This window comes from Alloalcanivorax marinus, from assembly GCF_016785095.1.
Lineage (GTDB): Bacteria > Pseudomonadota > Gammaproteobacteria > Pseudomonadales > Alcanivoracaceae > Alloalcanivorax > Alloalcanivorax marinus_A.
This window is the reverse complement of the sequence record NZ_JAEKJB010000001.1, coordinates 148,492-159,031: the sequence shown is the minus strand read 5'-3', so window position 1 is coordinate 159,031 and position 10,540 is coordinate 148,492. Positions and strand designations below refer to the sequence as shown.

Below are 10,540 nucleotides of genomic sequence, written 5' to 3'. Positions count from 1 at the left end.
GGCTCCCGCACGGGGGAGACGGACATGAAAATGCCTGGAGGCCGCAGCGGCATCCTGTCGTTGAGCATCAAGGACAAGGCGGCCCTGTATTCCGCTTATATGCCGTTCATCACCAACGGCGGACTCTTTATTCCCACCGACAAGAACTACCAGCTCGGCGAGGAAATCTTTCTGTTGCTCAACGTGATGGATGAGCCGGAGAAGATTCCGGTGGCCGGCAAGGTGGTCTGGATCACCCCCCAGGGCGCCCAGGGCAATCGTACCGCCGGCATCGGCGTGCAGTTCTCCGACCAGGACGATACCGCCCGCCGTACCATCGAGAATCATCTCGCCGGTGCGCTGCAATCGGATCGCCCCACCCATACCATGTGACCCCCCGATAGCGTGTAGAATAGGGCGCTTGTTCAAGTAAGCAGCGGAGACGCCGAGCCCTATGTCCGACACCGCGATCGACCTGGTGGATTCCCATTGCCATCTCGACCGGCTCAACCTGGACGCCTACCAGGGCGACTTCCAGGCCATGATGGCCGCCACCCGCGCCGACGGCATTTCCCACATGCTGTGCATTGGCGTGGACCTGGAAACCTTCCCGCGGGTGCGCGAACTGGCGGAACGCCATGATGACGTGCACGCCACCGTGGGCGTGCACCCTCTCTACAAGGATTCCCGGGAACCGGACGCCGGCGAACTGGCGCGCCTGGCGGATCATCCCCGGGTGGTGGCCATCGGCGAGACCGGTCTGGATTATTTCTACGCCAAGGATGAGCGGGAGTGGCAACGCAAGCGTTTCGTGGCGCACATCGAGGCGGCGCGGCGTACCGGCCTGCCGCTGGTGATCCACACCCGGGGCGCCAAGGACGACACCCTGGCGCTGTTGCGCGAGCACGGCGGCGGCGAGGTGCGCGGTGTGCTGCATTGCTTTACCGAGGACACCGACATGGCCGAGCAGGCCATGGCCCTGGGTTTCTACATTTCCATTTCCGGTATCGTCACCTTTCGCAACGCGGAAGCCCTGCGCGAAACCGTGCGTGCGCTGCCGGTGGAGCGACTGCTGATTGAAACCGATTCCCCCTGGCTGGCGCCGGTGCCGTATCGCGGCAAGCCTAACGAGCCGCGTCATGTAGCCCGGGTGGCGGAATGCGTGGCGGAGCTCAAGGACCTGCCGGTGGCCGAGCTGGCCCGCGTTACCCGCGATAACTTCTACACGCTGTTCAGCAAGGCGGCCTCATGAACGATCCCGTGCAACTGGGGTTGGCCGTGGCCCTGGCGGTGGTGCTCACGGCGTTGCTGGCGCTGATCCTGGCGCGGGCGCCGCTGGCCCGGGCGCGCCGCGAGCGCGACCAGGCGCTTCATGACGGCGATGCGCTGCGTCGGGAGCTGGAGCGCGAAAGGGAGCGACTGGGGGCGCTGGAAGGACAACTACGGGACACCCAGGACCAGGTTGCCCGGGAGCGCGCCGACAAGGCCCGCCTGGAGGAGAGGCTTACCGGCCAGCGCGACAAACTGGCGTTCCTGGAGCAAAGCCGCGAGCAACTCAAACAGGAGTTCGAGAATCTGTCGGCGAAAATCTTCGAGCACCGCAGCAAGCAGTTCGAGGAGAAGAACCGCCAGGGCCTGGACACGTTGCTCAATCCATTCCGCGAACAACTGGCGGAGTTCCGCCGCCGGGTGGATCAGATCCACAGCGATGATGCCCGTGCCCAGGCGGCGATGACCGAACAGTTGCTGCATCTCAAGAGCCTCAACCAGCAGATGCATCTGGATGCCCGCAATCTCACCGAGGCGCTCAAGGGGCAGGTGAAAACCCAGGGCAACTGGGGCGAGATGATCCTGGAGCGGGTGCTGGAGAGTTCCGGGCTCACCAAGGGCCGTGAATACGACACCCAGGTGGCGCTGAAGAGCGAGGAGGGCGGTCGCCGCCTGCCGGATGCCATCGTCCATCTGCCCGAGGGCAAGGACGTGGTGATCGATGCCAAGGTGTCGCTGGTGGCCTACGAGCGGCTGGTCAGCGCCGAGAACGAGGAAGGCCGCCGCGACAGCCGTGAACAGCATTTACAGTCCCTGCGCGCCCATATCAAGGGCCTCAACATCAAGGACTACGGCAATCTGGAAGGGGTGCGCAGCCTGGATTTCGTGCTGCTGTTCATCCCCGTGGAGGGGGCCTTCATGACCGCCATGGACGCCGACCCGGGTCTGTACACCGAGGCCTACGAACGCAACATCGTGCTGGTCAGCCCCACCACCTTGCTGGTCACGTTGCGCACCATCCAGAACATCTGGCGCTACGAGTATCAGAACCGCAACGCTCTGGACATCGCCAACCGGGCCGGCCTGATTTGCGATCAGATTTCCCGCGTCACCGAAGCCCTCGGTGACGTGGGCGACAAGATCGACAAGGCGCAGCTGTCCTGGGAAACCGCCTACAAGCGTCTCACCGAAGGGCGTGGCAACCTGCTCGGTCAGGCCCACAAACTGCGCGACCTGGGTGCCAAGGCGCGCCGGGCGTTGCCGGAGAAGGTGGACGACGACGACGGCGAAGAGCGCGCCGACGACATCACCGACGCCGGCGACGATTAACGGATTGGGAAACGCGGGCCGGCGCCTCCAGCGGGGCCGCGTCCCCGAAGGGGGACCACACCGGGACGCTCCGTAGCGGCTGTAGGAGCGACCGGGCGGCGCTCCGCATCAGTCGCGATCAGCGGCAGAGTGCCTCGCCATCGCGACTGAAGTCGCTCCTACAGGGCTCCTACGGAGCTGCTTCCTACAGGGCTCCTACGGAGCTGCTATGGGGGCGACCAATCAAAGGCCTTCCAGGAAATCCAGCAGCGTCCGCCGGCGTGGGGCGGGCAGGGTGGTGAAGGCGTCCCGGCTGGCGGCGGCCTCGCCGCCGTGCCAGAGAATCGCCTCCTCCAGGGGGCGCGCCCGGCAGTCGTGCAGATAGCACGCCGGCAGCCCGGCGCGTCGCGCCCGCCCCAGCCCCCACAGCGGCGTCGTGCGCCATTCCCGGCCACCGGCGTGCTGGTCCGGTCGATGGTCGGCCAACCCCTCGCCCAGATCGTGCAGCAGCAAGTCCGTGTACGGTGCCAGCCGTACCGGCTGTCCTTGTTCCCGCCATTCGATGGACGGTTGATGGCAGGCGGCGCAGCCCAGTGCCCGGAACAGGGCGGCGCCGTGGCCGGCCGGGTCATGGCCGGCTACCGGCGCCGGCGGCGCCAACCCGGCCACGAACGCCACCAGGGCGGCCAGATCGTCGTCGGCCATCTCCGGCTCGCCGCCGTTCGGCGCCGCCTGGCAGCGCTTCTGTGGCGGCGCGCAGCCCGATTCCGGGCGCCGCGAGGTACTGATGCCCTGCTCATTGATCAGGGCGGCGGCGATCTGGCTTTCCAGATCCGGGTGATTGGCCTTCCAGCCGAAACGCCCCAGGCGTGGTTCGCCGTCCTCGACAATCCAGTTGGGCCGGCCGCGGATACCATCGCCGTCCCGATCCTCGGCGTCGGCCCGGGCCAGCACCACCGCCGCCGGAATCCGCGCCAGGGCACCCACGCCGTCCAGGGCGGCGGCGCCACGCACGGAGAACGCCGCCTCCGGGCCCAGGGGGCCGTGGCTGAGTGCCTGGAATTCATAGTCCGGCGCTTGCCGGCGCCAGTTTTTTCCGTCGGCGTAGCGGCCCTGTTCCGTGCGCCAATGGACGATGACCCGGCCTTCGGCGGGCACGCCGGCCACCGCCAGGGGATTGAAGGTGGTGCCGTAGGCGGTGTGGGGTGCCCAGCCGCCACCGGGCCGGCGCTGGCTAAGCTGTACCACCAGCGCGTTGGGCAAGGGCTCGCCATCGCCGGGCCGCGCGCGCCGGCCGCGCCGGCTGTGGCACTGGTCGCAGGCGGCGGCGTTGAACAGCGGGCCGAGACCATCGCGCAGGGTGGCCGGGGAGGGCGCCGCCACGAAGGCGGTGTTGAAGAACGCCTCCCCCCGGCGCGGGTCCGGCGGTGGCTCGGCGCCCGCCGGCCCGGTCAGCAAGCCGATCAGCGTGCCGGTGAGCAACGGCGCGCATCGGATCGATCGAGGGCGCATCAACGAGGGACCGGTTGCACCAGCACCCGTATCCGCTGCCGTGTACCGCCGCTCAGTTGCAGCACATAGTCGTGGTCCGCCTCCAGGCTGTAGGCCACGAATTTGCGCAACGGACGGCAGTCATGGCGGCCTCCGAAGTCCTCCGAGGGTACCCGCTTGCCGTTTTCGTCCACCAGGTCCACCCAGCTGGCGTCGTCGATATAGGCGCGATAGGGGCCGGCCTGGTCGGTATGGAACACCAGCGTGGTGGCGTAGGCGCCGGCCGCCAGGGTGTGGCGGCCAGGCTCGGCGACGAACCGGACCCGCGCCTGTGGCAGCAGTGTCACCTGGTAGGCGGTACCGGTGTCCAGGCGCGCCGGGGTGCCGTCCTCCCCGCCGGTCGGGGCCGGCAGGGACGCAGCGGCGAACCGTTCGACCACCGCCTGCTCCGGGGCAGCATAGGTTTCACAACCACTGTTCTCCGCCTGGGCCAGGGCGGCCAGGGGCAGAGGCAGTAGCGCCAGAGCCAGTAATACTTTCATTCCGATCTCCTGAAGGCCGGCCATCAGTAGCGCCAGCGCACCTTGGTGAAGTAAGTGCGGCCCGGCTCGTAGTAACCCTCGTCGTAGGCGTAGAGTTTGTCGCCCAGGTTGTCCACGCCGGCTTCCACCCTCCATTGCGGCAGCGGCCGCCAGGCGGCTTTGAGGCCGGTGGTGACGAAGCCCGCGGTTTGCCGCGTACCGTCGCTGTCGTTGTAGCGTCCGCTGTCGGCGCGGGCACTGGCGGTGAGCGTCCAGGTGTCGCCGAGAAACCAGCTCAGGTAGGTGAAGCCGCTGTGGCGCGGAGTGTCCAATGCCCGCACCTCCGGGTCGGACTTATTGTCCCGGTCCAGGTAGGTGTAGTTCAGGTGGTATTGCCAGGCGCTGCCGATGTTCAGGGTCAGCTCCGCTTCGGCGCCCTGCAGGACCGACTCCGCCACGTTCCGTAGTTGCGAACAGGGCGGAGAGGTGCACAGGCCGTTGTCGATGGCGATGCTTTCGATGCTGTCGTCGATTTCATTGCGGAACACGGCTGCGCCCCAGTGCAGCCGGGTATCGGCGCCGACCAGGGCATCGCCGGCCAGCCCGGCTTCCACGCCGGTGCTGGTTTCCGCGTCCAGATCCGGGTTCGGCAGGGCGGACCCCATGCGGAATGAATATCGGTCCTTGATGGTCGGGTAGCGACTGCGTTTGGAGGCGATCAGGCGGCCCTTGAGCCGATCATTGAAGGCATAGAGCGCGCCGGCCTGCAGGTTGACCGCCGAGGTGGAGGCCAGGTCGAACGGCTCGATGGCGCCGTTGACCAGATTGTCCGCCTGCTCGCCGCGCAGCCGGTCATAGCTGACGCCGGCCAGCAGCGTCAGCCGTTCGGTGGCCGCGTAGCGATCCTCCACGCCCACCGACACGGTGCGGTCCTCGAAGCGTTGCTCCGGGTCACCGATGTCGCCCACCTCCCGGTGCACATCGGTTTTGTAGTGCGCGGCCAGGCGCAGGTCGTGCCGCTCGAAAAGATCGGTGGCCAGCTCCACGCTGCCGCCCCAGGAGTAATCGTCGTAGGTGCTGTCGAAGGCGTAGGGCCGGTTCATGGTGCTGTAAGTGGCGTCGTCGTAGGAGCGCAGTGAGTTCTCGAAGCTATCGTAATAGAGCCGTAGTTTGGCCTGCAGATGCTCATGCAGCCGGGTCCTGGAATTGAAGTAGAAGCTTTCCTTGTCGTACCAGGGCCACTGCCAGAAACGCACCCGGGTGTTGGGGTCGTCGCCGGCGTAGGGCGGGGTCTGCTTCTCGCCGTCCTGCTTGTAGTAGCTGAATACGTATTCGTCGGAGGCGTTGGGGGTAAAGCCCAGGCGCAGTGACAGTTTGCGGTCGGTGTACTGCGAATTCTCCCGGCGGCCGCCGTCCTCGTTGGCGGTGGGGTCGAAGTCACCGGCCAGCGGGAAATAATCCTGATCGCGGATCGAGCCGCCCACCTGGGCGTACCAGCGCCCCTGGTTGGTGCCGACGTTGGCATAGCTGTCCCAGGCATTGCGGGAGAAACGATCGTCGAAGCTCATGCCGTAGCCGGCTTCCGCCTCGGTGCCCAGGCGCGGCCGGCGGCCGACCACGTTAATGGCGCCGCCCAGGGTGTTGGGGCCGGCCAGCAGCGAGGTGTAGCCCTTGCTCACCGATATTTCCGCCACGTCGTAGGTGGTCAGGCGGGACAGATCGATGTTGCCGTCATAGGGCACGTACACCGGAATACCATCGATGAATAGCGGCACCTGGCGGGAATCGAAACCGCGCACATTGATCAGCCGCTCGCTGCGGCCGCCCATCATCACGGTGTTGACGCCGGGCAACAGCTCCAGCGCCTGGGAGACGTCGGTGCGGTCGAAGCGCGCCATGTCGTCGGCACTGACGGTTTCCTCGGTGGTGGCGTCGGAGAAGTCGGCCTGGGAGCCGTCGACGACCACCGGTTCCAGGACGCCCAGTTCAAAACGGGAAGGATGTTCATCGGCCCGGGGGGCGGCACACAGCAAGGCCAGCGGCAGACACAGAAAGGCCGCCGGCGGATTCGGTTTTTTCATGGAAGCTCTCGGTTATTCGTTATGCACAGCAGGATATAGCGAAGAGGTCGGCGAGGGCAACCGCCTTGCCAGGCGTGATCAGCGCAGGTCTTTGTTCAGATCCTTTTCGAACTCGTCGGCGAGCGCGCGCAGGGCGGCTTCCATTTCCAGGTAACGCTGGCGCACGCGGCGGCCGGTATCGGTAAGGCGGGCGCCGCCACCGTGTTTGCCGCCGGGGGCGGAATCCACCAGCGGTGAGCGGAAGCAGCGGTTCATGGTATCCACCAGCAACCAGGCCCGCCGGTAGCTCATGCCCATGTCCCGGGCGGCGGCGGAAATCGAGCCGGTACGGTCGATGGCCGCCAGCAGATCCGCCTTGCCGGGGCCAAAGGCGATTTCCTCGTCGCGCATTAGCCGCGCGCGAAGTTTGATGTATTTTTTGCTCGCCATGGATCTCCACCACCGCATTCGTCGAGGGCAGAGTGTAATCGACCTGGGGCGTCCCGCCCATGCATGGGCGGCGGTTCCGGTGCCTGGGCTTTAAGAGGCTTTTACAATCCCGAGACGGCAGGTGGGTGGCTTTGCGTTAACCTGCTGGATGACGTTCCCCATTTGCCAAGGAAACCGATCCATGAGTGGTTCCAGGTCGGCCCGCTTCGGGCCGCTGATTCTGGTGTTGTTACTGGCTTTTCTGGCCGCCGCCGCGGTAGTGGTGGCACCCCGTTCCGGGCTCGCCTGGGTGGCGCTTGCCGGCACTGGCGGGCTTGCTCTGTGTGGTGTGTGGGACTTGTTTCAGTCGCGTCATTCGCTACTGCGCAACTATCCGTTGCTGGCGCATTTCCGCTGGTTTTTCGAATTCCTGCGGCCTTTTTTGCGCCAGTACATCGTTGAGAACGACCGGGAGGGGCGGCCCTATAACCGTGACCAGCGTTCGCTGATTTATGAGCGCGCCAAGGATCAGGTGGACGTGAAACCCTTTGGCAGTGATCTGGACGCCTACGACGCCGAGTTTCAGGTGCTGGCGCACTCCATGGCGCCGTGTCCGAAGCCGGACGCGGATTTTCGCGTGCGCGTGGGAGGGGAGCAATGCGCGCGCCCCTATGACGCCTCGCTGTTGAATGTGTCGGCGATGAGTTTCGGTTCACTGAGCGCGCCGGCGGTGGAGGCGCTTAACCTGGGCGCTCGACGGGGTGGTTTCTATCAGGATACCGGCGAGGGCGCCATCAGTCCGTACCATCTGCGCCACGGCGGTGATCTGGTGTGGGAAATCGGCAGCGGTTATTTCGGCTGCCGGGATGAGCGCGGGCGTTTTGACCGGGCGCTGTTCCGCGAGCAGGCGGCCCGGGATCAGGTGCGCATGCTGGAGATCAAACTCAGCCAGGGTGCCAAGCCCGGCCACGGTGGCGTGCTGCCGGCGGCCAAGATCACCCCGGAGATCGCCGAGACCCGCCGCATTCCTCTCAACCAGGATTGCCGGTCGCCGGCGTTTCACAGCGCTTTCTCCACGCCCCGGGAACTGCTCGAATTCGCCGCCTCCCTGCGCGAGGACGCCGGCGGCAAGCCAGTGGGCGTGAAGTTGTGCGTGGGTCATCCCTGGGAAGTCTTCGCCCTCTGCAAGGCGATGCTGGATAGCGGCATCGTGCTGGACTACATCGTGGTGGATGGCGCTGAGGGGGGGACGGGCGCCGCTCCGGAGGAGTTCTCCGACCATGTCGGGCTGCCGTTGCGGGAGGGGCTGCTGTTGATGCGCAACGCCCTGGTGGGCACCGGGCTGCGTTCACGGGTACGGCTGGCCGCCAGCGGCAAGGTTTACAGCGCCTACACCCTGGCCGCCAACCTGGCGCTTGGCGCCGATTGGTGTAACGCGGCGCGGGCCTTCATGCTCAGCCTGGGCTGCGTGCAGACCAAGAGCTGCCACAATGACCGCTGCCCGACCGGGGTGGCAACCCAGAACGCCAGCCGCCAGCGCGGCCTGGTGGTGGCGGACAAGGCGCCCCGGGTGGCCAATTTCCACCGCCACACCCTGGAGCATCTGGCGGAGCTGATCGCCGCCGCCGGCCTCGAGCACCCGGGGGAGCTACTGCCGCGCCATCTGCTGCAGCGGCGCGGCGCGACGGAGCTGGTCACCCTGGACCGGCTTTATCCATTCCTGGAGCCGGGCAGCCTGCTCGATGATCCGGATGCCACGCCCTACGGTGATTGGTGGCACGCGGCCGACCCGGATAGTTTCCGGCCGCGCTGGCCTTTGGGGCCCCGTCACCATACCGGGTCGAGCAGATAGAAAGCGGGGTAGCAGGCGGCCCAGGCAAGGATCACCGGCGCCCAGTAGCCGGCGGCCAGCTTCACCCGTGTCGCCGCCCGTTGCGGATTCGCCCGGGCGGCGAGGGCCGGTAACAGGGCCAGCAACGCGGGCACCATGAACAGCAGGTGCAGGGCGGCCAGCAAATGGTGGAAGTGGAAGAATTGCAGGGCCTGGTGGGGGCGGGGACCTTCGTAGGCGAACGGTTGGCCGGGAATCGGCAGCAGCCCGGCACGGTATTCCATATAGCCTTCCAGAGCCCGGCAGGCGATAAACAACAGCCCCATCAGCAGAGCGGTAAGAACCAGGCCGCGGGCAAGGCGTTGTCGGTGCACCGCCCGCTCCGCGCCGCTCAGTGCCAGGGCGCCGGCGGCAAGGGCCAGACCGCCGGCACCGGCGAGTTCCGCATGCAGACTGCGTGAGGCGACGGCGAACAGCGACGGGGTAGTACGTAGATGGAGCAGAAACGCCAGCAGCAGGGAGGCGAACAACACGGTGCTGGCGAACAGATAAACCGCCAGGCGCAAACGATCACCATCGAACAGCCGGTGCAGCCCCGGCACGTCGTGGGCGACGATCATGGTATTGCGGTGCGGCGCGCGCGCCATCATGACCACCCCCCGCCTGGGTCGGGGGCGGCACCGCGCCGCGCGCCACGGGCCTGCTTGGCCATGGGGCCTCCTGCATGGGTGGCGGTCGTTCCCTGGAAGAGTCAGAGTAGGGGGCCCCCGGGCGGCTCACAAGCGGGTTGGGAGGCGGGAACGTAAACAACTCAAAAATCCGCGCTTCCCGCCGCCCACGCCCTGGCACGAGGATGACCACCGCGTTACAAACGGGGGCAACGTATTCACTGGCAAGGAGCAAGCAATGCGTATTCGCGAACGTTTCGCCCTGGGTCTGATCGCCGCCTCTCTGGCTGGCGCCACCCAGGCCGCGATCACCATCCCCATGAACGCCGTGGACGAAGACGGCGTCGGCGACCGTATAGGCCAGATCACGGTCAGCGAGTCGGAGTATGGCCTGGTGTTCACACCGCAACTGGAGGGCCTGGACGAAGGTATTCACGGGTTCCATCTGCATCAAAACGGCTCCTGCGAGCCGGCCAAGAAGAATGGTGAGATGACCGCGGCCGCGGCGGCGGGTGGTCACTACGATCCGGATGAGACCGGTCGCCACGGTACCCCTTGGGGCGATGGGCATCTGGGTGATCTGCCGGCGCTTTATGTGGACGACGATGGCAAGGCGACCCTGCCGGTGCTGGCTCCGCGCCCGGACCTGGACGACCTCAAGGGCCGCGCCTTGATGATTCACGCCGGCGGCGATAACTATGCCGATCAGCCGAAGCCGCTGGGCGGTGGTGGCGCCCGTGCCGCCTGTGGGGTGGTACCCGAATAATCGCTGAGCCCCGAACCACCCGAAAGCCCCGCCGGCCGTGTGCCGGCGGGGCTTTTTTATGGTTCATCGCACTTTAGCGGGTCCGGCGCCGCTCTCGGGATGACACCCTTCCTGGTTCCATATTCGTAGTTCCAAAATGCCTTTCATTGTTTTTCACTGCGGTGAGTTTCATATTTTTCGATTCATTTCTGTGATTTGACCCACTTTATTGCTAATAA

The 10,540-nt window shown here is 66.3% G+C and carries 10 protein-coding genes; 5 read left to right on the top strand and 5 right to left on the bottom strand.

Going from position 1 to position 10,540, the window contains the following annotated elements; all coding sequences use genetic code 11:
* Positions 1-24: 24 nt before the first annotated feature.
* The 3 genes from JF515_RS00725 (at position 25) to JF515_RS00715 (ending at position 2,577) form a co-directional block, all read left to right on the top strand.
* The gene (locus tag JF515_RS00725; RefSeq protein ID WP_203099951.1) at positions 25-372 is read left to right on the top strand and encodes a PilZ domain-containing protein; all 348 of its coding nucleotides are present in this window, start codon (positions 25-27) and stop codon (positions 370-372) included.
* Between the two features lie 61 nt (positions 373-433).
* Positions 434-1,231, top strand: coding sequence for a TatD family hydrolase (locus JF515_RS00720; RefSeq protein WP_203099943.1), 798 nt, complete (start codon positions 434-436; stop codon positions 1,229-1,231).
* Entirely contained in the window at positions 1,228-2,577 is a 1,350-nt protein-coding gene (locus JF515_RS00715) for a DNA recombination protein RmuC (protein WP_203099941.1), read from the top strand. The genes JF515_RS00720 and JF515_RS00715 overlap by 4 nt, the downstream gene beginning before the upstream one ends.
* Positions 2,578-2,799: 222 nt before the next feature.
* Here JF515_RS00715 and JF515_RS00710 read toward each other — a convergent pair whose 3' ends face one another.
* The 4 genes from JF515_RS00710 to JF515_RS00695 form a co-directional block, all read right to left on the bottom strand.
* Complete coding sequence (locus JF515_RS00710) at positions 2,800-4,068, bottom strand: di-heme oxidoredictase family protein (RefSeq protein WP_203099938.1); 1,269 nt, start codon at positions 4,066-4,068, stop codon at positions 2,800-2,802.
* Positions 4,068-4,589: a hypothetical protein gene (locus tag JF515_RS00705; protein WP_203099936.1), complete on the bottom strand. Its 522-nt coding sequence runs from the start codon at positions 4,587-4,589 to the stop codon at positions 4,068-4,070. Before JF515_RS00705 ends, JF515_RS00710 begins: the two co-directional genes overlap by 1 nt.
* Positions 4,590-4,612: 23 nt before the next feature.
* Positions 4,613-6,649 carry a TonB-dependent receptor plug domain-containing protein gene (locus JF515_RS00700; RefSeq protein ID WP_203099934.1) on the bottom strand — a complete coding sequence of 679 codons (2,037 nt, stop codon included), beginning with the start codon at positions 6,647-6,649 and terminating at the stop codon, positions 4,613-4,615.
* 78 nt (positions 6,650-6,727) lie between these two features.
* Positions 6,728-7,078 carry a winged helix-turn-helix domain-containing protein gene (locus tag JF515_RS00695; protein ID WP_203099932.1) on the bottom strand — a complete coding sequence of 117 codons (351 nt, stop codon included), beginning with the start codon at positions 7,076-7,078 and terminating at the stop codon, positions 6,728-6,730.
* 181 nt (positions 7,079-7,259) lie between these two features.
* Between JF515_RS00695 and JF515_RS00690 the strand changes: the two genes are divergently transcribed.
* Positions 7,260-8,909 carry an FMN-binding glutamate synthase family protein gene (locus JF515_RS00690; protein ID WP_203099931.1) on the top strand — a complete coding sequence of 550 codons (1,650 nt, stop codon included), beginning with the start codon at positions 7,260-7,262 and terminating at the stop codon, positions 8,907-8,909.
* Here the strand turns inward: JF515_RS00690 and JF515_RS00685 are convergent.
* Complete coding sequence (locus JF515_RS00685) at positions 8,885-9,538, bottom strand: hypothetical protein (RefSeq protein ID WP_203099929.1); 654 nt, start codon at positions 9,536-9,538, stop codon at positions 8,885-8,887. The two genes, JF515_RS00690 and JF515_RS00685, sit on opposite strands and share 25 nt — an antisense overlap.
* Before the next feature lie 256 nt (positions 9,539-9,794).
* Here JF515_RS00685 and sodC point away from each other — a divergent pair, with 256 nt between their 5' ends.
* Positions 9,795-10,322 carry a superoxide dismutase [Cu-Zn] SodC gene (sodC, locus tag JF515_RS00680; RefSeq protein ID WP_238400756.1) on the top strand — a complete coding sequence of 176 codons (528 nt, stop codon included), beginning with the start codon at positions 9,795-9,797 and terminating at the stop codon, positions 10,320-10,322.
* Positions 10,323-10,540 lie beyond the last annotated feature (218 nt).

What these genes read in the sequence shown, in the direction of transcription:
- JF515_RS00715 (WP_203099941.1), top strand. Translation starts at nt 1,228, where the DNA reads ATGAACGATCCCGTGCAACTGGGGTTGGCCGTGGCCCTGGCGGTGGTG.
- JF515_RS00705 (WP_203099936.1), bottom strand. Translation starts at nt 4,589, where the DNA reads ATGAAAGTATTACTGGCTCTGGCGCTACTGCCTCTGCCCCTGGCCGCC.
- JF515_RS00685 (WP_203099929.1), bottom strand. Translation starts at nt 9,538, where the DNA reads ATGATGGCGCGCGCGCCGCACCGCAATACCATGATCGTCGCCCACGAC.
- JF515_RS00700 (WP_203099934.1), bottom strand. Translation starts at nt 6,649, where the DNA reads ATGAAAAAACCGAATCCGCCGGCGGCCTTTCTGTGTCTGCCGCTGGCC.
- sodC (WP_238400756.1), top strand. Translation starts at nt 9,795, where the DNA reads ATGCGTATTCGCGAACGTTTCGCCCTGGGTCTGATCGCCGCCTCTCTG.
- JF515_RS00690 (WP_203099931.1), top strand. Translation starts at nt 7,260, where the DNA reads ATGAGTGGTTCCAGGTCGGCCCGCTTCGGGCCGCTGATTCTGGTGTTG.
- JF515_RS00720 (WP_203099943.1), top strand. Translation starts at nt 434, where the DNA reads ATGTCCGACACCGCGATCGACCTGGTGGATTCCCATTGCCATCTCGAC.
- JF515_RS00695 (WP_203099932.1), bottom strand. Translation starts at nt 7,078, where the DNA reads ATGGCGAGCAAAAAATACATCAAACTTCGCGCGCGGCTAATGCGCGAC.
- JF515_RS00710 (WP_203099938.1), bottom strand. Translation starts at nt 4,068, where the DNA reads ATGCGCCCTCGATCGATCCGATGCGCGCCGTTGCTCACCGGCACGCTG.
- JF515_RS00725 (WP_203099951.1), top strand. Translation starts at nt 25, where the DNA reads ATGAAAATGCCTGGAGGCCGCAGCGGCATCCTGTCGTTGAGCATCAAG.